Source organism: Variovorax trehalosi, from assembly GCF_051216415.1.
Taxonomy (GTDB): Bacteria; Pseudomonadota; Gammaproteobacteria; order Burkholderiales; family Burkholderiaceae_C; genus Variovorax.
This window is the reverse complement of the sequence record NZ_JBPJZG010000001.1, coordinates 308,508-330,352: the sequence shown is the minus strand read 5'-3', so window position 1 is coordinate 330,352 and position 21,845 is coordinate 308,508. Positions and strand designations below refer to the sequence as shown.

The following is a 21,845-nucleotide window of genomic DNA, read 5'->3' as shown; positions in this document are numbered from 1 at the left end:
ATGAAAACCACCATCGAAGAACTCGTCGCGTTCCGCACGGTGGTGGACACCGGCTCGATCACCGCCGCGGCCGAGCAGCTCGGGCACACGGTCTCGGGCATCAGCCGCGCGCTCAGCCGGCTCGAACAGAAGCTCGACACCACGCTGATGCGCCGCACCACGCGGCGCCTCGAACTCACCGAGGAAGGCGCCGCCTTCCTGCAGCGCACCCGCGCGATCCTCGATGCGATCGACGATGCCGAGGAGCAGATGGCCGCGCGCCGCGAGCAGCCGGCCGGCCGTCTGCGCGTGAACGCGGCCTCGCCCTTCATGCTGCACGCCATCGTGCCGCTGGTGCCCGAGTTTCGGAAGCTCTATCCGCAGATCAGCCTGGAGCTGGACACCGACGACCTGCCCATCGACCTCCTGGAGCGCCGCACCGACATCGCGATCCGCATCGGGCCGCTGCGCGACTCCACGCTGCATGCGCGACCGCTCGGCTCGCACCGCCTGCGCGTGCTTGCGAGTCCGGCGTACCTGGAGGCGCACGGCAAGCCGCGCAAGGTGACGGATCTTGCCGATCACGCGCTGCTGGGTTTCACCCAGCCCGAATCGCTCAACCGCTGGCCGCTGCGCGGCGAGAACGGCATCCATGGCGACGAATGGCCCATCGTGCCCACGCTGGCTGCATCGAGCGGCGAAACGCTGCGCCAGCTCGCGCTTGCCGGCGCGGGCATCGTGTGTCTTGCGGATTTCATGACCGGCACCGACCGCGCGAGCGGCACGCTGGTGCAGGTGCTGACGAAGGAGACGGTGGACGTGCGCCAGCCGGTGAATGCGGTGTACTACCGCAACACGCAGCTGTCGGCGCGGATCACTTCGTTCCTGGATTTCCTGTCGCAGCGCATGACCTGATGCCAGCGCTTATTTCGGCTGGGCCGGGACGAACCGCTCCACCGCCGCCGACTTGATCTCGTACCCGCTCACACCCATGTCCGCCGAGGCGTAGCGCGCGGCCTTCAGGATGCCGCTGACCTTGACCGTGTCCATCGCGTGCAATCCCTTGAAGGCCTGGTCGGCGATCACGTGCACGATCTGGTTGGCGGGCGGCGGCGGGGTGTGGATGCAGGCGCCGAAATACGGCACCAGCAGGAATTCGCGGATGCCGTCCTGGGTGCTGTCGAGCGGCACCACAAAACCCGCGAGCTTGGCCGCCGTGCCATCGAGCGCCACGTTGACCGGCGCGTTGTCCCAGACGGCGCGCATCTCATCGAGCATCTGGATCGCGCGCGGGTCGTTGTCGCGCAGGGCCTCCAGACTGATGTTGCGATAGCGCTTGGTGGGGTCCCAGCTCTTGGGAATGAGCTCGTCCCACTTGAGCTCCGGAGCGGCGGCCATGCTGGCACCTGTCGCGACGGCCTGCGGACCGCAGCCGGCCAGCAGCGCAGCAGCCGGCACCAGGAGAAATGCCGACAGCAGGACGGGCGGAAAGAACCTTCTCATGACCACGATTTTGCTTGGGAGATGTTTCAGAGGCGTAAAGCGGGACAAATTTCACAAATGGCGGGCCACGCGCCAGAATGCCACACCACGATTTCGAGGAGATCCGCATGGCAGCTACAGGATGGCTGGGACTCACGTCCCTCGGCCTGGTTCACACCGCGATCAGCCTGATCGCCGTCTTCGCGGGGATCGTCGCCCTGCTGCGCTACAAGGAAATCACCCTGCGCACCGGATGGGGCCAGATCTTCGTCTGGACCACGGTGCTCACCTGCCTCACCGGCTTCGGCATCTTCCAGCACGGCGGCTTCGGCAAGCCGCATGCGCTGGGCATCATCACGCTGGTCGCGCTCGCGGTGGGTGCACTGGCCGGCCGGGGCAACCTCGGCAAGAACTCGCGCTACATCGAGGCCATCGCCTATTCGGCCAGCTTTCTCTTCCACTGGATTCCGGCCTTCACCGAAACCCTGACCCGCCTGCCGATGGGTGCGCCGCTGCTGTCGAGCGCCGAGGCGCCCGAACTCAAGGCGATCACCGCCGTGCTCGGCGCGCTGTACCTGGTCGGCGTGACACTGCAGATCAAGCGGCTGCGCGGCGACAAGCGGGTCAGTCCCGCACCGGCCCGCGCAGGTTCTTGATCTGCGCGCGCTGGCTCTTGCCTTCGAGCCGGCGCTGCTTCGAACCGTAGGTGGGCTTGGTGGCGCGCCGCACGCGCGGCGGCGTGGCCACGGTGTCGATCACCGCCTGCAGGCGCGCGAGCGCGTCGGCGCGGTTCATCTCCTGCGTGCGGTGCTGCTGCGCCTTGAGCACGAAGACGCCTTCCTGTGTGATGCGGCTGTCGCGCAGCGCGAGCAGCCGCTCCTTCACATCGGCGGGCAATGAGCTTGCGTGAATGTCATAGCGCAGGTGCACCGCGCTGGACACCTTGTTGACGTTCTGCCCGCCCGCGCCCTGCGCCCGGATGGCGCTGATCTCGACTTCGTCGGGATCGATCAGGAGGGGTGGGCACAGCATGCCGGCAAGTGTGCCCTGAACGCGCTCAGGCGCGTTCGAAGACGGCGGCAATGCCCTGCCCGCCGCCGATGCACATCGTGACCAGCGCATAGCGCCCGCCGGTGCGGAGCAGCTCCGCAATCGCCTTGGTCGTGATGATCGCGCCGGTCGCGCCCACCGGATGGCCGAGCGAGATGCCCGAGCCGTTCGGGTTCACCTTGGCCGGATCGAAACCCAATTCCTTGATGACCGCGCAGGCCTGCGCCGCGAAGGCTTCGTTCGACTCGATCACGTCGAAGTCCGAAACCTTCAGGCCGGTGCGCTCCAGCACCTTGCGCGTGGCCGGCACCGGGCCGATGCCCATGTACGCGGGCTCGACGCCCGCGTGTGCGTAGCCGACAAGGCGCGCCAGCGGCTTCAGGCCCAGCGCCTTCACGCGGCCGCCCTCGGCCAGCACCACGGCAGCGGCGCCGTCGTTGATGCCCGAGGCATTGCCGGCGGTGACGAGGCCGTCCTTCTTGAATGCGGGCTTCATCTTCGAGAGCGTGTCGACGGTGGTGTCGGCGCGCACGTGCTCGTCGGTGTCGAACAGCACGACGCCCTTGCGCGTCTTCACCTCGACCGGAACGATCTGTTCCTTGAAGCGACCCGCGGCAATGGCAGCCGCCGCGCGCTGCTGGCTGGCGACCGCCAGTTCGTCCATCTGCTCGCGCGTGATGCCGTAGCGCGCCGCCACGTTCTCCGCGGTGATGCCCATGTGGATCTTCTCCCACGGGTCGTGCAGGATGCCCAGCATGTAGTCGACCAGCACCGCATCGCCCATGCGCGCGCCATAGCGCGCCGAGGTGTCGAAGTACGGGCCGCGGCTCATCGATTCGGAGCCGCCGCCGATGGCGATGTCGCAGTCGCCGAGCGCAATCGCCTGCGCCGCCGACACGATGGCCTGCAGGCCCGAGCCGCAGAGGCGGTTGACGTTGAAGGCCGGCGTCTCGATAGGGCAGCCCGCGTCGATGGCGGCCACGCGGCTCAGGTAGGCGTCCTTCACGTCGGTGGGGATCACGTTGCCCATCACCACATGGCCGATGGCGTCGGCGGCGACGCCGCTGCGCTCGATGGCCGCCTTGACGGCGGTGGTGGCCAGCTGGGTGTTGGGCACGTCCTTCAGCGCGCCGCCGAAGGTGCCGATGGCGGTGCGGGCGGTGCCGACCACGAAGATGTCGCGTGAGGTCATGGTGTGGATCTCCTGGATTGAAAAAATCGGTTCAGGCGCAGCGGCCGGTCACTTGGGCTTCACCGCGGCGGGCTTGCGGCGCACCGCGGCCGGGCGGTGCAGCACGCCGTTAAGCAGCAGCTCGATGCCCTGGTCGGCGATCTGGTCGGGCGTGAGGTCGCCGTCGGGGCGGTACCAGCGGCCGATCCAACTGAGCGCACCGGCCAGCATGAAGGCCGCCATCTTCGGATCGCAGGGCGCAAGCGAGCCTTCGGCCACGCCGTCCTCGATGAGCCGGCGGAACTGCCCGTCGATGCCGGCCTTCAGGCGGCGCAGTTCCTTCTTGAGCGGCGCAGGCAGCGGGTCTTCGCCGATGCGGATCACGCACATGCCGAAGTCCTGCGTCACCACGCTCGAATAGATGCGCATGCAGGCCTTGAGCTGGTCGATGGCGCTGCCGCCCGCGGCGCGCACCTCGCCGATGCCGGCCTGCATCAGGTCGAGCGCGATCTTCACGCACTCCAGCAGGATCTGGTCCTTGCTCTCCACGTAGTAATAGAGCGTGGGCTTGCTCACGTTGAGCCGCTCGGCAATGTCGTCGAGCGAGGTGGCATGGAAGCCGCGCTCGTTGAACAGCTGGGCAGCCGTCTGCAGCACGGCATTGCGCTTGACCTCGCGCTGCTGCGCGCGCTTGTCGGCGGGCTCCCAGGGTGAGGAAGGGATGGTCTGGCGAACTGCGGAGGAGGCTTGGCGAGGCATGGGAGGCATCGGGTTTCTGCGGGCGGGGAAAGTCCGGATGCCGCGCGATGCGGCGAACTGTGACATTACCCGCCAGTAGGAATTTTACGGGCCAGTAGCTTTCCTGCCCCTGGACACAAACCCTGACCCTAGCGCCCTCCTCTTAGCCATGCCTGACGAGCCCTCGCGGGACGCCTCTCCCAACCCTGCCGCCCCCGTGCTGCAGGTGGAGGCATTGACGCTCGCCTTCGGCGGCGTGAAGGCACTGACCAATGTGGGCTTCAGCGTGGCGCCCGGCTCGATCACCGCGGTGATCGGCCCCAACGGTGCGGGCAAGACATCGCTCTTCAACACCGTCTCGGGCTTCTACAAGCCGGCCGAGGGCCGCGTGCTGTTCGAGGGCGAGGACATCACCCGCCTGCCGGCACCCAGGCGCGCAGCGCTGGGCCTCGCACGCAGCTTCCAGAACATCGCCCTGTTCCGCGGCATGACGGTGCTCGACAACATCAAGCTCGGCCGCCACGCGCACCTGAAGACCAACGTGTTCGACGCGCTCTTCTACCTGGGCCGTGCGCGTCGCGAAGAGGCCGAGCTGCGGCGCGACGTGGAGGAACGGATCATCGACTTCCTGGAGATCGACCACATCCGCCACGCCTCGGTCGCCGCCCTGCCCTACGGCCTGCAGAAGCGCGTGGAGATGGCCCGCGCCCTCGCCATGCAGCCCAAGGTGCTGATGCTCGACGAGCCCGTGGCCGGCATGAACCGCGAGGAGACGGAAGACATGGCGCGCTTCATCCTCGACGTGCGGCGCGAGTGGGGCATCACGGTGCTGATGGTGGAGCACGACATGGGCATGGTGATGGACCTGTCCGACCATGTGGTGGTGCTCAACTTCGGCCAGGTCATCGCACAGGGCACGCCGGCGCAGGTGCAGGCCGACCCCGAGGTGATTCGCGCGTACCTGGGCGCGGGCGATGTCGGCGAACTGCGGCGGCGGCTGCGCGGCGAAACCGCGGCGGGGGTGGCCTGATGGATTGGGCCTACCTCTTCGAGATCGCGCTCACGGGCATCGCCGGCGGCGGGCTCTATGCACTGGCCGCGCTCGCCTTCGTGCTGGTCTACAAGGCCACGCGCGTGGTCAACATCGCCATCGGCGAAATGCTGATGGTGGGCGCATACCTGTTCTTCACCTTCGCCGCGAGCTTCTCGCTGCCGATCTGGCTCGCAGTGCTGGGCTCGGTGATCGGCACAGGGCTTCTGGGCGCGGTGATCGAGCGAACGATGATCCGCCCGCTGCTCGGCGAGCCACCGATCTCGGTGTTCATGGTGACGGTGGGGCTCGCGTCGATCCTCGTGGGGCTGGTCGAGATCATCTGGACCGCCGACCAGCGTCGCCTGCCCGAGTTCCTGCCGAACGCGCCGGTGATGGTCGGCGACGCATTCCTCGCGCCCAAGATCGCCTACGGCGCGCTGATCGCCGTGGTGCTGATCGGCATGGTGCTGCTGCTGTTCCGCTTCTGGCGGGGCGGCGTGGCCTTGCGGGCCACAGCCTCGGACCAGGCGGCGGCGTATTCGATGGGCATCAACGTGCCGCGCGTGTTCTCGCTCGCGTGGGTGGCCTCGGCCATGATCGCCGCGGTGGCCGGCATCATCGTCGGCGCCATCGGCGGCATCTCGTCGTCGATGGGGGTGTTCGGCTTGTCGGTGCTGGTGGTGGTGATCGTCGGCGGCCTCGACAGCGTGCTCGGTGCGCTGGTCGGGGGTGTCTTCATCGGGCTGGTGGAAGCGCTGGCGGGTTCGTACCTCGGCGGCGAATACAAGCTGCTCGCAACCTTCATCGTGCTGGTGCTCGTGCTGATGGTGCGGCCCTATGGGCTGTTCGGCACGCACGAGATCGAGAGACTCTGATGCGCATCGGCACCCTCAAGCAAAGCTATGTCGCCGATGCGGCGCTGTTCGACTCGCGCACCCAGAAGGTGTGGCTCATGGTCGGTGCGGCGCTGCTGGTGCTGTTTCCGTTCATGGCCAGCGACTACTGGCTGTACCTCGCGTGCCTCGTGGCCATCAACGTGGCGAGTGCCACCGGCCTGAACATCCTCACCGGCTACACGGGCCTGGTGAGCCTCGGGCAGGCAGCGTTCATGGGCCTGGGCGCTTACACCGTCGCGATCATGCAGACGCGGCTCGGCACGCCCTTCCTGCTGAACATCGTTGCGGGCGGCGTGGTCGCCATGCTCGGCGGGTTGATCGTCGGCATTCCCTCGTTGCGCGTGAAAGGTCTGTACCTGGCCATCGCGACCATTGCGGCCTCGTTCATCACGCACTTCCTGTTCGCCAACCTCAAGCTCACGGGCGGAACCACGGGCATTTCGCTGCCGCCTGCGCAGCTCTTCGGCCTGCCGCTCGATACATCGTTCCGCCTCTACTGGGTGATCGTGCCGGTCATGCTGCTGATGGTGCTCGGCGCAGCCAACCTGTTTCGCACCCGCGTGGGCCGGGCCTTCATCGCGATCCGCGACCGCGACATCTCGGCCGAAGTGCTGGGCATTCCGCTCCTGCGCTACAAGCTGCTGTCGTTCGGGCTCTCGTCGTTCTACGCGGGCGTGGCGGGCGGGCTGTGGGCCTACTTCTTCCGCGTGGTCACGCCCGAGAGTTTTCCGCTGCTGATGTCGATCTTCTTCCTCGCGGCCATCATCGTCGGCGGCATGGGCACGATCCTGGGCGGCATCTTCGGCGCGGTGTTCATGACGATGGTGCCCGAGCTGCTCAAGCTCATCGTCGACCTGCTGCCCGGCGGCGTCGAGATGACGGTGTTCCTCTCGCCCGTGCGCACCGTCGTGTTCGGGCTGCTGATCGTCGGATTTCTGGTGTTCGAGCCGCACGGGCTCGCAGAAGTGTGGCGGCGCATACGCCGCTTTTTCCATCTATGGCCGTTCCGCAACTGAGCCCCTTCCAACAGGAGACAAGCATGCCCAATACACCGAAGACACAGAAGACACCGAAGCTTTCCCAATACCGCCGTGCGCTGCTGATCGCCGCGGGTCTCGCCGCCGCCGTACCGTTCGCGAACGCGCAAGGCACCGAGGACATCGTCATCGGCGGCTCGATCCCGATGACCGGCGTGTTCGCCTTCGCGGGCGTCGGCATCAACGCCGGCATTGCCGACTACGTGAAGATCGTCAACGACGCGGGCGGCATCAAGGGCCGGAAGCTGCGCTACGTGCCGGAAGACACGGGCTACAAGGTCGACGTGTCGGTCGCGGCCTTCAAGAAGATCACGAGCCAGAACAAGGTCAACCTCTACTACGGCGACTCGACCGGTTTCTCCAAGACCATCAACCCCGAGCTGGACCGCAGCGGCCAGATCCTGATGGCGGGCGCATCCTTCGCGACGGAACTCAACGACTCGGCCAAGTACCCGAACCAGTTCCTGGTCGGCCCCGACTACACCGAGCAGATCGGCATCCTGCTGCGCCACATCGCCAAGGAGAAGCCGGGCGCGAAGGTGGCCTTCGTGTACTCCGATTCCGAATTCGGCCGCGACCCCATCGAAGCCAGCGAAGCCGCCGCGAAGAAGCTCGGCCTCACGGTGCCGGTGAAGCTCATGACGCCGGCCGGCAGCGTGGATGTGTCGACCGAAGTCATCAAGCTGCGCCGTGCCGCGCCCGACTACACCATCTTCCACGGCTACATCCTCGCGCCCATTCCGGAGTTCGTGCAGCAGGGCAAGCAGATGGGCATGACCAGCAAGTGGATGGGCACCTTCTGGACCATGGACAGCTCCACGGTCATGAAGATGGGCGAAGGTGCCGACGGCTTCATGGGCGTGATGCCCTACCGCTACTACTACGACACCTCCGCCAAGTCGCCGATGCTCGACAAGATCCGCGCGCTGCGCCCCGAGTACCAGAGCACGGCCTACACGCAGGGTTTTCTCACGGCAATGCTGTTCACCGAGGCCGCCAGGCGCACGCTCGACGCGGGCAAGCCGCTGGACGGCAAGAACCTGAAGGCCTCGCTCAACACCATCAAGGACTTCGACACGGGCGGGATCATCGGCACGCCGATCACGATCAAGGGCAACTCGATTCCGGTGGGGCGTGTCTACAAGGCCGACATGAAGGCCCAGAAGATGGTGCCGGCGTCGGACTGGATCTCGCTGAACTGAGCCATGAACCTGCCCGCGGCTGCGCCTGCCCCCGAGAAGGCTGACCTCGTTCTCGAGGTCAACAACATCGAGGTGGTCTACAACAAGGTCGTGCAGGTGCTGCGCGGCCTGTCGCTGGCCGTGCCGCGCGGACAGATCGTTGCGCTGCTGGGGAGCAACGGCGCGGGCAAGTCGACCACGTTGAAGGCGGTGTCGGGGCTGCTGGCGCTCGAGGACGGCGAGGTCGAGGCCGGCCGCATCATCTTCGACGGCGCCCCCACGGCGCAGTTGGCGCCGCAGCAACTGGTGCGTCGCGGTCTGAGCCATGTCATGGAAGGCCGGCGTGTCTTCGAAGACCTTACCGTCGAAGAAAACCTCGTGGCCGCGACCTATGCGCTCACGGGGCGCGAAGGCGCCGCACCGCCGCGCAACTTCGACGACGTGTACGCCTATTTCCCGCGCCTGCACGAGCGCCGCAAGGGCCTTGCGGGCTACCTCTCCGGCGGCGAGCAGCAGATGCTGGCCATCGGCCGCGCGCTGGTCGCACAGCCCAAGCTGATCCTGCTGGACGAACCCTCGCTGGGCCTCTCGCCCAAGCTGGTGGAAGACATCTTCACGATCATTGCGCGCATCAACGCCGAGCGTGGCACCTCGATGCTGCTGGTGGAGCAGAACGCGAGCGTGGCGCTGGCCATCGCGCACACGGGCTACATCATGGAAAGCGGCAAGGTGGTGATCGACGGCAGCGCCGAGCGCCTAGCCGCCGACCCCGACGTGCGCGAGTTCTACCTGGGCGTGGGCGGTAGCGGCGAGTCGCGCAGCTTCCGCGCGCTCAAGCACTACAAGCGCCGCAAGCGCTGGCTGTCATGACCAATGTCGCCCTTCCCTCGCTGACATTACCGCAGATGCTGCGCGAGCAGGCACGCACGCAGCCGCAGCGCATCGCGATACGGCAGAAGGACTTCGGCATCTGGCATCCGCTGGACTGGGCCGGGTACCTGCGGCGCGCCACGCACTTCGGCCTCGGCCTGCATGCGATGGGCCTGGCGCCGGGCGGGCACCTTGGGGTGATCTCCGAGAACCGCGTCGAATGGCTGCTCTCGCAGATGGGCGCGGGGCTGATCGGCGCGGTGACCGTCGGCGTCTACCCGACCAGCCCGAGCAACGAGGTGGCCTATGTGGTCGGTCATGCGGACATCGAGGTGATCGTCTGCGAAGACCAGGAGCAGACCGACAAGGTGCTCGACGCCATCGAGCAACTGCCGCGCCTGCGCAAGATCGTGGTGATCGAGACCAAGGGCCTCGCGAGCTACCCGCCCGAAGTGCGCGGGCTCATCGCGACGTTCGCGGAAGTCGAGCAGGCCGGTGGCGAAGTGCAGGCACGCGATGGCACCGTACTCGTCGATGCCGCGCTCGCGCGCCAGACGCTCGCCGACACCGGCTTGATGATCTACACCTCGGGCTCCACCGGCAAGCCCAAGGGCGCGGTGATTTCGTACCGCAACATCCGCGGCGTGGTGCCGGGCATCGTCGAGCGGCTGGCGCTCGATGGCGACACCACGCACCTGTCGTACCTGCCGCTGTGTCATGTGGCCGAACAGATGCTCACGGCCTTCGTGCCGGTGTACCTGGGCTCGCAGGTGAACTTCGGCGAATCGATCCGCACCGTGCAGGAAGACCTGCGCGAAGTCGCGCCCACGATGTTCCTCGGCGTGCCGCGCATCTGGGAGAAGCTGCATGCGGGCATCAGCATCAAGATGCAGGAGGCGGGGCGCGTGCAGCGTGCCCTGTTCCACCGGGCGATGGCCGCCTGCGCGCCATTGGCGGAGAAGCCGCGTGACACGTGGACACTGGCCGAACGCTGCCGCTTTTCCCTGGCCTATTGGACGGTGCTGCGCGCGCTGCAGAACTTCATCGGCCTGCGCCGCGCGCGCATCGCGCTCACCGGCGCTGCGCCGATTCCGGCGGACGTGGTGCGCTTCTTTCGCACGCTGGGCGTGCCGCTGGTGGAGGTGTACGGTCTCACGGAATCGACCGGCATGATCGCCGGCCACCGCAGCGACGCGGTGAAGATCGGCACCGTGGGCCCGCCCACGCAGGGCACCGAGCACCGCGTCGGCGAAGCGGGAGAGCTGCTGGTGCGCGGCGAGATGGTGTTCGAGGGCTACTACAAGAACCCCGAGGCCACGGCCTCATCGATCCGCGAGGGGTGGCTCTACACCGGTGACGTGGTGCGCGAGGAAGACGGGCAACTGCGCATCGTCGACCGCCTGAAGGACATCATGATCACCGCGGGCGGCAAGAACCTCACGCCGTCCGAGATCGAGAACACCATGAAGGGCAGCCCCTTCATCAAGGAATGCATCGTGGTGGCGGACGGCCGCAAGTTCGTCGGCGCGCTGCTGCAGATCGACTACGAAACGGTGGGCAAGTGGGCCGAGGCCGAGCGCATTCCGTTCACCCATTTCCGCTCGCTGGTGGAGGAGCCGCGGGTGCGGGCGCTGATCGAGACGGAAATTGCGCGAGGCAACGAGAAACTGGCGCAGGTGTCGCAGATCCGGCGTTTTCATCTGCTCACCAAAGAGTTGGACCATGACGACGGTGAAGTCACCGCGACCATGAAGGTGCGGCGCTCCAGCATCTACAAGACCTACGCCAGCGAGATCGAGGCGCTGTACAGCGCCTGATCGGACTGTCTTATTCGCCGCGAACGGGGCGGGCCCGCACGTCGGTCACATCGTCGGCGCGGCCCAGCGTGATGGGGCTGCGCACCGACTCGCCGCGGGCACGCGCGCTCACCACGTCGGCGGCCGTGGGCTCGGCCGGTTGTGTCGCATTGCGAAAACGGTCGAAGCCGGAACGCGGGTTGAAGCGCATGACCCAAGGCGTCACAGGCTTGCCCGTGAGCCGCCCCCAGGCGTAGCGCACACCCCACACGGCCGCCAGCAGCATGACCGCGACGGCCAGGCTGGCCGCGAACACCAGCCCCAGGAGCAGAAGAAGGACGCGAAGAATGAAGTTCATCATCCGACTTTAGGCCGAAGCCACCGCCGTTGGTTCCCAGCCCTTCGTGAACGAGAACTGGCCCGGCGACTGGATCGGGTCGGTGTCGACCTCGATCGTGTCCTTCGGCCCGAAGCTGCCGTCCAGCAGCAGCCGCGAAAGCGGGTTCTCGATGCGCTGCTGGATCGCACGCTTCAACGGCCGCGCACCAAACACCGGGTCGAAGCCGACCTTGGCGATCTCGGCCAGCGCCGCGGGTGACACCTCCAGGCCCAGGTCCATCTTCGCGAGACGCGCCTTGAGCACCTTCAGCTGAATCGCGGCGATCGATTCGATGTTCTTCGCGTCGAGCGCGTGGAACACGACCGTCTCGTCGATGCGGTTCAGGAACTCGGGGCGGAAGTAGTTCTTCAGCTCATCCCACACCGCTTCCTTGATCTCTTCGGAAGGCTTGCCCACCATGGCCTGGATGATGGGCGAGCCGATGTTGCTCGTCATCACGATCACCGTGTTCTTGAAGTCCACGGTGCGGCCCTGGCCGTCGGTCAGGCGACCATCGTCGAGCACCTGCAGCAGCACGTTGAAGACGTCCGGGTGCGCCTTCTCGACCTCGTCGAGCAGCACCACGCTGTAGGGCTTGCGGCGCACGGCCTCGGTGAGGTAGCCACCCTCTTCGTAGCCCACGTAGCCCGGCGGCGCGCCGATGAGACGCGCGACCGAATGCTTCTCCATGAACTCGCTCATGTCGATGCGGATCAGGTGGTCTTCGCTGTCAAAGAGGAACCCCGCAAGCGCCTTGCACAGCTCGGTTTTGCCCACGCCCGTGGGGCCGAGGAACAGGAACGAACCCGTGGGGCGGTTCGGATCGGACAAGCCCGAGCGCGAGCGGCGGATCGCGTTCGCGACCGCGCCGATGGCCTCGTCCTGGCCGACCACGCGCTCATGCAGCTTGTCTTCCATCACGAGCAGCTTGTCGCGCTCGCCCTGCATCAGCTTGGCGACCGGGATGCCGGTGGCGCGCGCCACGACCTCGGCGATTTCTTCAGCGCCGACTTGCGTGCGCAGGAGGGTAGGCGCGCTGGACTTGCCCTTGCTCGCCTCGCTGGCCTCGGCCTCCTTCAGGCGCTTCTCGAGCGCGGGCAGCTGGCCGTATTGCAGCTCGGCGACCTTGTTGAAGTCGCCCTTGCGCTTCCATTCCTCGATCTGGAACTTGATCTTGTCGATGTCCTCGCGCACATGCGCGCTGCCCTGGGCCTGGGCTTTCTCGGCCTGCCAGATCTCGTCGTAGTCGGCGATTTCCTTCTGCAGCTTGGCGATCTCGTCCTCGATGAGGCCAAAGCGCTTCTGCGAGGCTTCGTCCTTCTCGCGGCGCACGGCTTCGCGCTCGATCTGCAGCTGGATCAGGCGGCGGTCGAGGCGGTCCATCACCTCGGGCTTGGAGTCCATCTCGATCTTGATCTTGGCCGCGGCCTCGTCGATCAGGTCGATCGCCTTGTCGGGCAGGAAGCGGTCGGTGATGTAGCGGTCGGAGAGCTCGGCCGCGGCCACGATGGCAGGGTCAGTGATCTGCACGCCGTGGTGCACTTCGTACTTCTCCTGCAGGCCGCGCAGGATCGCGATGGTGGCCTCCACACTCGGCTCGCCCACGATGATCTTCTGGAAGCGGCGCTCCAGGGCAGCATCTTTCTCGATGTACTTGCGGTATTCGTCCAGCGTGGTGGCGCCCACGCAGTGCAGCTCGCCGCGTGCGAGCGCAGGCTTGAGCATGTTGCCCGCGTCCATCGCGCCCTCGGCCTTGCCGGCGCCGACCATGGTGTGCAGCTCGTCGATGAAGACGATGGTCTGGCCTTCGTCCTTCGCGAGTTCGTTGAGCACGGTCTTCAGGCGCTCTTCGAATTCGCCGCGGAACTTGGCGCCGGCCAGCAGCGAGGCCATGTCGAGCGACAGCACGCGCTTGCCCTTGAGCGAATCGGGCACCTCGCCCGCGACGATGCGCTGCGCGAGGCCCTCGACGATGGCGGTCTTGCCCACGCCGGGCTCGCCGATGAGCACGGGGTTGTTCTTGGTGCGGCGCTGCAGCACCTGGATGGCACGGCGGATTTCCTCGTCGCGGCCGATGACCGGGTCGAGCTTGCCGAGACGCGCGCGCTCGGTCAGGTCCATGGTGTATTTCTTGAGGGCTTCGCGCTGGCCTTCGGCATCGGCGCTGTTCACGCCCTGCCCGCCGCGCACGGCATCGATGGCCGACTCGAGCGACTTGCGGCTCAAACCATTTTCTTTCGCGATCTTGCCGATGTCGGATTTGCTGTCGGCCACGGCCAGGAGGAAGAGTTCGCCGGCAATGAACTGGTCATTGCGCTTGATGGCCTCCTTCTCGGTGGCCTGCAGCAGCTTGCCCAGGTCGGGGCCGACCTGCACGATGTCGTGGCCCTGCACCTGCGGCAGCTTCTTGATGCCAGCCTCGGCTGCCTGCAAGAGACCCGGAACGTTGACGCCGGCACGCTCCAGCAGGGCGCGCGGACCGTCGTCCTGGCGCAGCATCGCGACCAGCAGGTGGGCCGGCTCGATGTAGGCGTTGTCGTTGCCGAGCGCCAGCGTCTGCGCGTCGCTCAGCGCTTCCTGAAATTTGGTGGTGAGTTTGTCTTGTCGCATGGTGGTAATCCTGCATCCAAAATAGGGCCGTTCGGGCACGATTCAAGGTTGCAAACCGGGCTCGCGCCGTGGGCACGGGTATTGCACGGTGCCCCGCACCTTTCTGCCGTAGGCATTTCCCTCTTTCTCTCGAATGGAGTCGATCATGGTTTTTTCAATGCAGCGCGTCCAGCCTGTGCGCCGCGCGCTCGGCGTGGGTCTCTTTGCCGCTGCCATGGGCTTGTCCGGCCTGGCGCAGGCCCAGAGCGGCACGCCGGTCCGCATCCTGGTCGGCTTCCCCGCCGGGGCAGGCACCGATGCCATTGCGCGCACCCTGGGTGAAAAGCTCAAGGACGTGCTGGGCGTGCCGGTGGTGGTCGAGAACCGCGCCGGCGCGGGCGGGCAGATCGCCGCGACGGTGCTGAAATCTTCGCCCGCCGACGGCCACACGCTGTTCCTCTCGCACGACCACACCATCTCGATCCTGCCGCAGGTGGTGAAGAACCCCGGCTTCAACCCCGCCACCGACTTCGTGCCCGTGGCCGGCTTCGCCACCTTCGCCAACGTGCTGGCCGTCTCGGGTGGCACACCGGCCAAGAGCATCGACGAGTACGTGAAATGGGTCCGCACCGCCAAGGGCGGCAAGGAGACCATCGGCATCCCCGCGCCCGCATCGATTCCCGAATTCCTCGTGAAGATGATCTCGGACAAGTACAAGATCGACGTGCAGCCCGCGCCCTACCGCGGCAGCGCCCCGATGACGGCCGACATGCTGGGCAACCAGATCACCGCGGGCATCGCCTCGGTGCCGGACTTCATCGAGAACCACAAGGCCGGCAAGGTGCGCATCGTGGCCTCCATCGGTGCCAAGCGCCAGGCGGTGATTCCGAACGTGCCGACCTTCACCGAGCTGGGCTTCTCGAACCTGGAAGACCTGCCCTACTACGGCATCTTCGCGCCGGTGGGCACGCCGCAGCCGATCATCGACAAGTACGGCGATGCGCTGCAGAAGGTGCTGGCGATGCCCGACGTGAAGCAGAAGCTCACGACGATGGGGCTGACGGTCGGCTACGAGCCGCAGGGCCAGTTCGCAGGCCGCGTGCGCACGTACACGCAGACCTGGGAACGGATCATCCAGGCGAGCGGCTTCAAGCCTCTTTAAGCGTTCGGGGCGGAGATGCCCCAGCGCGCCAAAGCCGCGTCGTCGCTGACGCGCGCATCGACCCAGCGGGCGCCTTCGGGCGTCTGTTCTTTTTTCCAGAACGGGGCCTGGGTCTTCAGGTAGTCCATCAGGAACTCGCAGGCCTCGAAGCTCTGGCCGCGGTGGGCCGAGATCACCGCCACCATCATGATCTGGTCGAGCGGCTGCAGCAGGCCGACGCGGTGGATCACGCGGGCGCCCAGGATGTCGAAGCGCTTGTGGGCCTCGTCGATCATGGCCTCGATGGCTTTCTCGGTCATGCCGGGGTAGTGCTCCAGCTCCATCGAGGCGACGGTGCTGCCGTCGTTGCGATCTCTCACGGTGCCTATGAAGCTGCAGACCGCGCCCACCCGCTTGTCGCCCGCGCGCAACGTGGCGAGCTCCTGGCTTAAGTCGAAATCACCCGTCTGGATCGAAACACGCGCAACGCTCATGTCCGGATTGTGTCATCGAGATAGACTGCGTCCATGCCTTGCCTCGCCACGCTCTCCACGGTGCCTTCGCACCCCGAGAGCCGTTGCGCGCGCCAGGGCAGCAAAGCCAAAAAACCAAAGCTCGTCTGACCGGAGCTGCGGTTCCGTCGTCGGATGAGCGACGGAACCTGCCCAAAGGCTTTGACCCCTGCATGGTTGTGCGCGCATCGGACGGTGGTTCTTTCCATCGGTTGATTCCTGAAAGGAAACCTGCGTGCCACAACAACAACCCGCCTCCCCCACCCCTGATTTTTCGGGCCTCTGGATTCCGCTCGTCACGCCGTTTCGCGAGGGCGCGGTCGATCATGCAGCGCTCTCCGCGCTGACCCGGCGCCTTGCCGCCGACGGCGTGGCCGGCTTCGTGGTCTGCGGCTCGACCGGCGAGGCCGCCGCGCTCGACGAAGCGGAGCAACTCGCGTCGCTCGACACGGTGCTGGCGGCCGCCAGCGGCCTGCCCGTCGTCATGGGTCTTTCGGGCTACCACCTGGGCAAGACGACGGCCTGGGTGCGCCAGCTCTCGGGGCGGCCGCTCACGGGGCTGCTCGTGCCCGCGCCCCACTACATCCGCCCGTCGCAGGCCGGGCTCATCGAATGGTTCCGCGCGATCGCCGACGCGAGCGCGGTGCCGGTGCTGATCTACGACATCCCCTACCGCACCGGCGCCACACTTTCGCGCGAGACGCTGCTCGCGCTGGCCGCGCACCCGCGCATCCAGGGCATCAAGGACTGCGGCGGCGACATGGCCAAGACGCGCGCGCTGATCGCCGATGGCCGGCTGCAGGTGCTGTCGGGCGAAGACCACCAGATCTTCTCCACCGTGGCCGAAGGCGGCGTGGGTGCCATCGCAGCGAGCGGGCATGTGCAGACGAAGCGCTTCGTGCAGGTGCTGCGCCTCCTGGCCGACAACCGTGTCGCCGAAGCGCGCGCCGAATGGCAGCCGCTGCAGCCGCTGATCGAGATGCTGTTCGCCGAATCGAACCCCGGACCGGTGAAGGCGCTGCTGGCGCATGGCGGCGCGATGCACGACGAACTGCGCTCGCCGATGACGCGCGCCTCCGACGATCTGCGCGAGCGCCTGGTGGCGCTGGACGCGCGACTCAGCCGCCCGTAACCGGCGGGAAGAAAGCGACCTCGCAGCCTTCGTGCAGGGCTGCGGCTTCGTCGCTCATGACCTGGTCGAGCGCCATGCGCACCGCCTTGCCGCGCGCGAGGGCAGTGGCGTGCGCCCCGCCGCGCGCGATGAGTTCGTCGCGCAGCGCGGCGAGCGTTTCGGCGCGGGTGTCGACGGTTTCGTTGCTGCTGGAGAGCGCCTCGCGCACCGAGGCGAAATAACGGATCTGGACCTTCATGGAGATGTCAGGCGAGCAGCGAGGCGAAGGGAATGAAGTTCACGGTGTCGCCCGACTTGATCGTCTGGCCCGAAGGGTTGTCCACCAGGCCGTCGCCCCAGACCATCGAGGTCAGCACGCCCGAGCTCTGGTTGGCGAACAGGTCGAGCCCGCCCGCGGCGTTGCGCCGTGCGCGCAGGAACTCGCGGCGCTTGTCGGCGCGCGGCCAATCGAAATCGGCGCGCATCTGCACAGCCTCAGGGGTCACGCGGTCAGCACCCTGCAACGTCAGCAGGAAGGGGCGCACGAGCATGAGGAAGGTGAGGAAGCTCGACACCGGATTGCCGGGCAGCCCCGTGACATGGCACATGCCCTGCCCGTTGCTGCGCGCAATGGACCCATAAGCGAAAGGCTTACCGGGCTTCATCGACAACGACCACAGCTGCAGCTCGCCGAGTGTCTGCAGCGCTGCGCGGATGTGGTCTTCCTCGCCGACGGAGACGCCGCCGGTGGTGATGATCAGGTCGCTCGACTCGGCCGCGTCGCGCAGTGCCGCGATGGTGGTCTCGCGGTTGTCGGGCACGATGCCCAGGTCGTTCACCTCGCAGCCCAGCCGGTGCAGCAGGGCGCGCATGAAGAAGCGGTTGGAGTTGTAGATCGCGCCGGGCTTCATCGCGTCGGGTGCGACCTCCCCGGGCATCACCAGCTCGTCGCCGGTGGAAAGCATCGCCACGCGCGGCTTGCGGGCGACCTGCAGCTTGTGGAAGCCGACGCTGGCCGCGAGGCCCAGTGCGGCGGGCGTGAGGCGCTCGCCCTTCTTCAGCACGACATCGCCGGAGGCCACATCCTCGCCCGCGCGACGGACCCATTGGCCGGCCACGGGAACGATCGCAATGCGCACCGAACCCAGGCCGCCTTCCTGCGGCGCGGCAGTGGTGTCTTCCTGCATCACGACGGCGTCGGCGCCCTCGGGAATCTGCGCGCCGGTGAAGATGCGCGCCGCAGTACCGGCCGCGAGCGGCATGCCCACCGTGCCAGCGGGAATGCGCTGCGTCACCTCGAGCACGGCACCGGGCGCGACGCAGTCGGCCGCGCGCACCGCGTAGCCGTCCATCGCGCTGTTGTCGCGCGGCGGGACGGTGAGGCCGGAGACGAGATCCTGCGCGAGCACGCGGCCGTCGGCGTCGAAGGTGACGACGCTTTCGTCGGGAAGCTTCGGCACGGCCTTGGCCAGCAACTGCGCGATGGCCTCGTCCAGCGGCATCAGCGGGGGCCGCGCGTTGGACGCGGAGAACGGAACGGGTGTGTCAGCCATGGTGTTCCGGGTTGTACTCGAAGCGCTCGCCATTGGCGATGAGCCACTGCGCGATGGCCTCGGCGTCGTTGAGGTCGAACAGCTGCCGTTCGGTGGGCGATGGCAGGTTGCCGGGCGCATCGGTGGCGACGGCAGTGACGAACGGATCGTCCGTGTAGAGCACGGGCCGCAGCGCCTCGCCCGCCTCGGGCAGGCGCCACACCTCGATCTTGAGCACGTCGCTGTGGCGGAAACCCTCGACCAGCGCCCAGTCGGCGGCCGGATGCAGCTCGGCCAGCAGCTGGTGCACGCTGAGCTCGACCGGGGTTTCGAATTCGCGCATCACCGCCAGGCGCTTGTCGGAAGCGACGACCACCTCGAAAGCACCGGCCTCGCGGTGGCGGTATGTGTCCTTACCGGGATGGTCGATGTCGAACTTGTGGTGCGCATGCTTGACCACCGAGACGCGCTTGCCGAGCCGCTTGAGCACGGGAATCAGCTTTTCGACCAGCGTGGTCTTGCCCGCGCCCGAGTACCCGGCGAAGCCGACGACCTTCATGCCGGACAGCTCGATGAGTCAGTCACAGTTCTGGGCGATGTAGGCCTTGACGGCCTCGGCGTCCGCAGGCAGCTTGACCACGCGCTTGGGCAGCGCCTCGATGCCTTCGAACTTCACGGGCCGGTCGGGTTCGTGGCCCAGGGCTTCGACGATCGTGGCGGCGAACTTGATCGGCAGCGCCGTTTCGAGCACCACCATCGGTACGCCGGGCACGAGGAATTCGCGCGCGGCCTTCAGGCCGTCGGCCGTGTGCGGGTCGACCAGCGTGGCGAAGCGCTTCTCGGTGTCGCGGATGGTGGCGAGGCGGTCGGCGTGCGTGCTGCGGCTGCTCTTGAAGCCGAAGCGCTCGGCCGCCTGCTTGAAGGCCGGGTCGGCGCTCAGGTCGAAGCGGCCTTGGAGGCCCAGGTCTTCCACGAACAGCTTGCGCAGCTTGCCGGCGTCGCGGCCCACCAGGTCGAACACGAAGCGCTCGAAGTTGCTGGCCTTGCTGATGTCCATCGACGGGCTGGAGGTCTCGTGCGTGTCGGTCGCGCCGCGCACGCGGTAGATGCCGGTGCGGAAGAACTCGTCGAGCACGTCGTTCTCGTTGGTGGCGACCACCAGCGTCTGGATCGGCAGGCCCATCATGCGCGCCACATGGCCCGCGCAGACGTTGCCGAAGTTGCCCGAGGGCACGGTAAAGCTCACCGGCTTGTCGTTGTTCGCCGTGGCCTGGAAGTAGCCCGCGAAGTAGTAGACGACCTGCGCGAGCAGCCGCGCCCAGTTGATCGAGTTGACCGTGCCGATGCGGTACTTGCGCTTGAAGCCCAGGTCGTTGGACACCGCCTTCACGATGTCCTGGCAGTCGTCGAACACGCCGGTGATGGCGATGTTGTGGATGTTCTCGTCCTGCAGGCTGAACATCTGCGCCTGCTGGAACGGGCTCATGCGGCCGTCCGGCGAGGTCATGAAGACGCGCACGCCCTTCTTGCCGCGCATGGCGTATTCGGCGGCGCTCCCGGTGTCGCCGCTGGTGGCGCCCAGGATGTTGAGCTCGGCGCCGCGGCGGGCCAGTTCGTACTCGAACAGGTTGCCCAGCAGCTGCATCGCCATGTCCTTGAAGGCCAGCGTCGGGCCGTTGGACAGGGCTTCGATGTACACGCCGTCTTCGAGCTCGCGCAACGGCGCGATCTCGTCGGTGCCGAACACCTCGGCGGTGTAGGTCTTGGCGCAGATGGCTTTCAGGTCGGCCGGCGCGATGTCGTCGATGTAGAGCGAGAGGATTTCGAAGGCCAGTTCGGCATACGGCAGCTCGCGCCATTTGGCGAGCGTGGCAGTATCGACCTGCGGGTACTTCTCCGGCAGGTACAGGCCGCCATCGGGCGCGAGGCCTTCGAGGAGGATTTCGCAGAAGCGCTTGCGATCGGGGTGACCGCGGGTGCTCAGGTAGTTCACTTCAACTCTTCCTTGCGGATGCGCACGATGGGTTCGAGCACGGTCGGCAGTGCCTGCAGCTCGGCCAGCACGCCATCGACAGTGCCTTCGCGCGCGTCGTGCGTGAGGATGATGAGGTCGGTCTGCGTGGAGCCCTCGCCGCCCACTTCGTCGGCTTCGCGTTGCAGCACCGCGTCGATGCTGATGCCGGCGGTGGCCAGGAGGCCCGTCACCTTGGCGAGCACGCCGGCCTGGTCGGCCACGCGCAGGCGCAGGTAGTAGCTGGTGACCACCTCGGCCATCGGCAGCACCTTGAGGTCGCTCATCGCGTCGGGGTGGAAGGCCAGGTGCGGCACGCGGTGTGCGGCGTCGGCCGTGTGCAGGCGCGTGATGTCGACCAGGTCGGCGATCACCGCGCTGGCGGTCGGCTCGCTGCCCGCGCCCTTGCCGTAGTAGAGCGTGGTGCCGACGGCGTCGCCGTGCACGACCACCGCGTTCATCGCGCCTTCGACATTCGCCAGCAGGCGCTTGGACGGCACGAGCGACGGGTGCACGCGCAGCTCGATGCCCTTGGCCGTGCGCTTGGTGATGCCCAGGAGCTTGATGCGGTAGCCGAGCTGCTCGGCGTACTTGATGTCCTGCGCGGCGAGCTTGGTGATGCCCTCGATGTGGGCCTTGTCGAACTGAACGGGAATGCCGAACGCGATGGCGCTCATCAGCGTGACCTTGTGGCCGGCGTCGACGCCTTCGATGTCGAAGGTCGGATCGGCTTCGGCGTAGCCCAGGCGCTGGGCTTCCTTCAGCACGGTGGCGAAATCCAGCCCCTTGTCGCGCATCTCGGAAAGAATGAAGTTCGTGGTGCCGTTGATGATGCCGGCCAGCCACTGGATGCTGTTGGCCGTGAGGCCTTCGCGCAGCGCCTTGATGATCGGAATGCCGCCGGCCACGGCCGCTTCGAAAGCCACCATCACGCCCTTGGCATGCGCGGCCGCGAAGATCTCGGTGCCGTGCACCGCGAGCAGCGCCTTGTTGGCGGTGACCACGTGCTTGCCGGCCGCGATCGCTTCGAGCACCAGTTGTTTCGCGACGCCGTAGCCGCCGATCAGCTCGATGACGATGTCGATGTCGGGGTTGGCGATGATTTCGCGCGCATCGGCCACCACCTTGACGCCTTCGCCGGCCACTTCGCGGGCGCGGGCGGTGTCCAGATCGGCCACCATGGTGATCTCGATGCCGCGGCCGGCGCGGCGCTTGATTTCTTCCTGGTTGCGCTGGAGCACCTTGAAGGTGCCGCCGCCGACCGTGCCTGCGCCGAGCAGGCCTACTTGGATGGGTTTCATTGGGAGAGTCGCGCTCATGGCGTTCATGGTTTGGAT

23 protein-coding genes are annotated in these 21,845 nt (G+C 66.9%); 10 read left to right on the top strand and 13 right to left on the bottom strand.

All coding sequences use genetic code 11. The features are described 5' to 3' along the window. Window positions 1-894: a LysR substrate-binding domain-containing protein gene (locus ACSFA7_RS01620; protein WP_435497767.1), complete on the top strand. Its 894-nt coding sequence runs from the start codon at window positions 1-3 to the stop codon at window positions 892-894. A gap of 9 nt (window positions 895-903) precedes the next feature. Here the strand turns inward: ACSFA7_RS01620 and ACSFA7_RS01615 are convergent, their stop codons facing one another. Next, window positions 904-1,482, bottom strand: a complete 579-nt coding sequence (locus tag ACSFA7_RS01615; RefSeq protein ID WP_435497766.1) for a DUF3299 domain-containing protein — start codon at window positions 1,480-1,482, stop codon at window positions 904-906. Between the two features lie 107 nt (window positions 1,483-1,589). Between ACSFA7_RS01615 and ACSFA7_RS01610 the strand changes: the two genes are divergently transcribed. Continuing rightward, the gene (locus tag ACSFA7_RS01610; protein WP_435497765.1) at window positions 1,590-2,117 is read left to right on the top strand and encodes a DUF2306 domain-containing protein; all 528 of its coding nucleotides are present in this window, start codon (window positions 1,590-1,592) and stop codon (window positions 2,115-2,117) included. Here the strand turns inward: ACSFA7_RS01610 and arfB are convergent. Genes arfB through ACSFA7_RS01595 form a run of 3 tightly spaced genes read right to left on the bottom strand, consistent with a single transcriptional unit; the run spans window position 2,086 to window position 4,450 of the window. Then, window positions 2,086-2,493, bottom strand: coding sequence for an alternative ribosome rescue aminoacyl-tRNA hydrolase ArfB (gene arfB / locus ACSFA7_RS01605; protein WP_435497764.1), 408 nt, complete (start codon window positions 2,491-2,493; stop codon window positions 2,086-2,088). The two genes, ACSFA7_RS01610 and arfB, sit on opposite strands and share 32 nt — an antisense overlap. Window positions 2,494-2,518: 25 nt before the next feature. Beyond that, window positions 2,519-3,703 (bottom strand): acetyl-CoA C-acyltransferase family protein, encoded by a 1,185-nt coding sequence (locus ACSFA7_RS01600; RefSeq protein WP_435497763.1) that lies wholly within the window; start codon window positions 3,701-3,703, stop codon window positions 2,519-2,521. A gap of 48 nt (window positions 3,704-3,751) precedes the next feature. Then, window positions 3,752-4,450 carry a TetR/AcrR family transcriptional regulator gene (locus ACSFA7_RS01595; protein ID WP_435497762.1) on the bottom strand — a complete coding sequence of 233 codons (699 nt, stop codon included), beginning with the start codon at window positions 4,448-4,450 and terminating at the stop codon, window positions 3,752-3,754. A 139-nt stretch (window positions 4,451-4,589) separates the two neighbouring features. Here ACSFA7_RS01595 and ACSFA7_RS01590 point away from each other — a divergent pair, with 139 nt between their 5' ends. The 6 genes from ACSFA7_RS01590 to ACSFA7_RS01565 are packed head-to-tail and all read left to right on the top strand — an operon-like array spanning window position 4,590 to window position 11,254. Next, a complete protein-coding gene (locus tag ACSFA7_RS01590) occupies window positions 4,590-5,450 on the top strand; it encodes an ABC transporter ATP-binding protein (RefSeq protein ID WP_435497761.1) in 861 nt (286 codons plus the stop codon). After that, on the top strand, window positions 5,450-6,328 hold the full coding sequence (locus ACSFA7_RS01585; RefSeq protein ID WP_435497760.1) for a branched-chain amino acid ABC transporter permease: 879 nt from the start codon (window positions 5,450-5,452) through the stop codon (window positions 6,326-6,328). The genes ACSFA7_RS01590 and ACSFA7_RS01585 overlap by 1 nt, the downstream gene beginning before the upstream one ends. After that, a complete protein-coding gene (locus ACSFA7_RS01580) occupies window positions 6,328-7,365 on the top strand; it encodes a branched-chain amino acid ABC transporter permease (RefSeq protein ID WP_435497759.1) in 1,038 nt (345 codons plus the stop codon). Before ACSFA7_RS01585 ends, ACSFA7_RS01580 begins: the two co-directional genes overlap by 1 nt. 23 nt (window positions 7,366-7,388) lie before the next feature. After that, window positions 7,389-8,588, top strand: coding sequence for an ABC transporter substrate-binding protein (locus ACSFA7_RS01575; RefSeq protein WP_435497758.1), 1,200 nt, complete (start codon window positions 7,389-7,391; stop codon window positions 8,586-8,588). A 3-nt stretch (window positions 8,589-8,591) separates the two neighbouring features. Next, window positions 8,592-9,437 (top strand): ABC transporter ATP-binding protein, encoded by an 846-nt coding sequence (locus ACSFA7_RS01570; protein ID WP_435497757.1) that lies wholly within the window; start codon window positions 8,592-8,594, stop codon window positions 9,435-9,437. Then, complete coding sequence (locus tag ACSFA7_RS01565; RefSeq protein ID WP_435497756.1) at window positions 9,434-11,254, top strand: AMP-dependent synthetase/ligase; 1,821 nt, start codon at window positions 9,434-9,436, stop codon at window positions 11,252-11,254. The genes ACSFA7_RS01570 and ACSFA7_RS01565 overlap by 4 nt, the downstream gene beginning before the upstream one ends. Before the next feature lie 10 nt (window positions 11,255-11,264). Here the strand turns inward: ACSFA7_RS01565 and ACSFA7_RS01560 are convergent, their stop codons facing one another. Together ACSFA7_RS01560 and clpB are read right to left on the bottom strand one after the other, a co-directional pair. Next, entirely contained in the window at window positions 11,265-11,591 is a 327-nt protein-coding gene (locus ACSFA7_RS01560; RefSeq protein WP_435497755.1) for a hypothetical protein, read from the bottom strand. A gap of 9 nt (window positions 11,592-11,600) precedes the next feature. Next, window positions 11,601-14,222, bottom strand: coding sequence for an ATP-dependent chaperone ClpB (gene clpB / locus ACSFA7_RS01555; RefSeq protein ID WP_435497754.1), 2,622 nt, complete (start codon window positions 14,220-14,222; stop codon window positions 11,601-11,603). Window positions 14,223-14,367: 145 nt separating this feature from the next. Here clpB and ACSFA7_RS01550 point away from each other — a divergent pair, with 145 nt between their 5' ends. Beyond that, window positions 14,368-15,363: a Bug family tripartite tricarboxylate transporter substrate binding protein gene (locus ACSFA7_RS01550; RefSeq protein WP_435497753.1), complete on the top strand. Its 996-nt coding sequence runs from the start codon at window positions 14,368-14,370 to the stop codon at window positions 15,361-15,363. On the opposite strand, the gene ACSFA7_RS01545 is transcribed toward ACSFA7_RS01550, so the two are convergent. Both ACSFA7_RS01545 and ACSFA7_RS01540 read right to left on the bottom strand, forming a co-directional pair. Further along, window positions 15,360-15,836, bottom strand: coding sequence for a molybdenum cofactor biosynthesis protein MoaE (locus ACSFA7_RS01545; RefSeq protein WP_435497752.1), 477 nt, complete (start codon window positions 15,834-15,836; stop codon window positions 15,360-15,362). The two genes, ACSFA7_RS01550 and ACSFA7_RS01545, sit on opposite strands and share 4 nt — an antisense overlap. Next, window positions 15,833-16,063 carry a hypothetical protein gene (locus ACSFA7_RS01540; protein WP_435497751.1) on the bottom strand — a complete coding sequence of 77 codons (231 nt, stop codon included), beginning with the start codon at window positions 16,061-16,063 and terminating at the stop codon, window positions 15,833-15,835. The genes ACSFA7_RS01545 and ACSFA7_RS01540 overlap by 4 nt, the downstream gene beginning before the upstream one ends. Window positions 16,064-16,089: 26 nt before the next feature. On the opposite strand from ACSFA7_RS01540, the gene dapA reads away from it, so the two are divergent. Beyond that, complete coding sequence (gene dapA, locus ACSFA7_RS01535) at window positions 16,090-16,986, top strand: 4-hydroxy-tetrahydrodipicolinate synthase (protein WP_435497750.1); 897 nt, start codon at window positions 16,090-16,092, stop codon at window positions 16,984-16,986. On the opposite strand, the gene moaD is transcribed toward dapA, so the two are convergent. Genes moaD through ACSFA7_RS01510 form a run of 5 tightly spaced genes read right to left on the bottom strand, consistent with a single transcriptional unit; the run spans window position 16,973 to window position 21,809 of the window. After that, on the bottom strand, window positions 16,973-17,224 hold the full coding sequence (gene moaD, locus ACSFA7_RS01530; RefSeq protein WP_307647741.1) for a molybdopterin converting factor subunit 1: 252 nt from the start codon (window positions 17,222-17,224) through the stop codon (window positions 16,973-16,975). The two genes, dapA and moaD, sit on opposite strands and share 14 nt — an antisense overlap. A 7-nt stretch (window positions 17,225-17,231) precedes the next feature. Beyond that, window positions 17,232-18,518, bottom strand: a complete 1,287-nt coding sequence (locus tag ACSFA7_RS01525; RefSeq protein WP_435497749.1) for a molybdopterin molybdotransferase MoeA — start codon at window positions 18,516-18,518, stop codon at window positions 17,232-17,234. Beyond that, window positions 18,511-19,056 carry a molybdopterin-guanine dinucleotide biosynthesis protein B gene (gene mobB, locus ACSFA7_RS01520; protein ID WP_435497748.1) on the bottom strand — a complete coding sequence of 182 codons (546 nt, stop codon included), beginning with the start codon at window positions 19,054-19,056 and terminating at the stop codon, window positions 18,511-18,513. The genes ACSFA7_RS01525 and mobB overlap by 8 nt, the downstream gene beginning before the upstream one ends. A gap of 18 nt (window positions 19,057-19,074) precedes the next feature. Then, window positions 19,075-20,490 (bottom strand): threonine synthase, encoded by a 1,416-nt coding sequence (thrC, locus tag ACSFA7_RS01515; RefSeq protein WP_435497747.1) that lies wholly within the window; start codon window positions 20,488-20,490, stop codon window positions 19,075-19,077. Beyond that, complete coding sequence (locus tag ACSFA7_RS01510) at window positions 20,487-21,809, bottom strand: homoserine dehydrogenase (RefSeq protein ID WP_435497746.1); 1,323 nt, start codon at window positions 21,807-21,809, stop codon at window positions 20,487-20,489. Before ACSFA7_RS01510 ends, thrC begins: the two co-directional genes overlap by 4 nt. Window positions 21,810-21,845: the final 36 nt, after the last annotated feature.

Coding starts and splice junctions, on each gene's coding strand:
- ACSFA7_RS01550 (WP_435497753.1), top strand. CDS start 14,368: ATGGTTTTTTCAATGCAGCGCGTCCAGCCTGTGCGCCGCGCGCTCGGC.
- ACSFA7_RS01525 (WP_435497749.1), bottom strand. CDS start 18,518: ATGGCTGACACACCCGTTCCGTTCTCCGCGTCCAACGCGCGGCCCCCG.
- ACSFA7_RS01560 (WP_435497755.1), bottom strand. CDS start 11,591: ATGAACTTCATTCTTCGCGTCCTTCTTCTGCTCCTGGGGCTGGTGTTC.
- ACSFA7_RS01595 (WP_435497762.1), bottom strand. CDS start 4,450: ATGCCTCCCATGCCTCGCCAAGCCTCCTCCGCAGTTCGCCAGACCATC.
- ACSFA7_RS01545 (WP_435497752.1), bottom strand. CDS start 15,836: ATGAGCGTTGCGCGTGTTTCGATCCAGACGGGTGATTTCGACTTAAGC.
- ACSFA7_RS01600 (WP_435497763.1), bottom strand. CDS start 3,703: ATGACCTCACGCGACATCTTCGTGGTCGGCACCGCCCGCACCGCCATC.
- ACSFA7_RS01510 (WP_435497746.1), bottom strand. CDS start 21,809: ATGAAACCCATCCAAGTAGGCCTGCTCGGCGCAGGCACGGTCGGCGGC.
- ACSFA7_RS01565 (WP_435497756.1), top strand. CDS start 9,434: ATGACCAATGTCGCCCTTCCCTCGCTGACATTACCGCAGATGCTGCGC.
- mobB (WP_435497748.1), bottom strand. CDS start 19,056: ATGAAGGTCGTCGGCTTCGCCGGGTACTCGGGCGCGGGCAAGACCACG.
- ACSFA7_RS01590 (WP_435497761.1), top strand. CDS start 4,590: ATGCCTGACGAGCCCTCGCGGGACGCCTCTCCCAACCCTGCCGCCCCC.
- ACSFA7_RS01540 (WP_435497751.1), bottom strand. CDS start 16,063: ATGGAAAGAACCACCGTCCGATGCGCGCACAACCATGCAGGGGTCAAA.
- ACSFA7_RS01615 (WP_435497766.1), bottom strand. CDS start 1,482: ATGAGAAGGTTCTTTCCGCCCGTCCTGCTGTCGGCATTTCTCCTGGTG.
- arfB (WP_435497764.1), bottom strand. CDS start 2,493: ATGCTGTGCCCACCCCTCCTGATCGATCCCGACGAAGTCGAGATCAGC.
- clpB (WP_435497754.1), bottom strand. CDS start 14,222: ATGCGACAAGACAAACTCACCACCAAATTTCAGGAAGCGCTGAGCGAC.
- ACSFA7_RS01585 (WP_435497760.1), top strand. CDS start 5,450: ATGGATTGGGCCTACCTCTTCGAGATCGCGCTCACGGGCATCGCCGGC.
- ACSFA7_RS01570 (WP_435497757.1), top strand. CDS start 8,592: ATGAACCTGCCCGCGGCTGCGCCTGCCCCCGAGAAGGCTGACCTCGTT.
- ACSFA7_RS01580 (WP_435497759.1), top strand. CDS start 6,328: ATGCGCATCGGCACCCTCAAGCAAAGCTATGTCGCCGATGCGGCGCTG.
- ACSFA7_RS01610 (WP_435497765.1), top strand. CDS start 1,590: ATGGCAGCTACAGGATGGCTGGGACTCACGTCCCTCGGCCTGGTTCAC.
- ACSFA7_RS01620 (WP_435497767.1), top strand. CDS start 1: ATGAAAACCACCATCGAAGAACTCGTCGCGTTCCGCACGGTGGTGGAC.
- moaD (WP_307647741.1), bottom strand. CDS start 17,224: ATGAAGGTCCAGATCCGTTATTTCGCCTCGGTGCGCGAGGCGCTCTCC.
- ACSFA7_RS01575 (WP_435497758.1), top strand. CDS start 7,389: ATGCCCAATACACCGAAGACACAGAAGACACCGAAGCTTTCCCAATAC.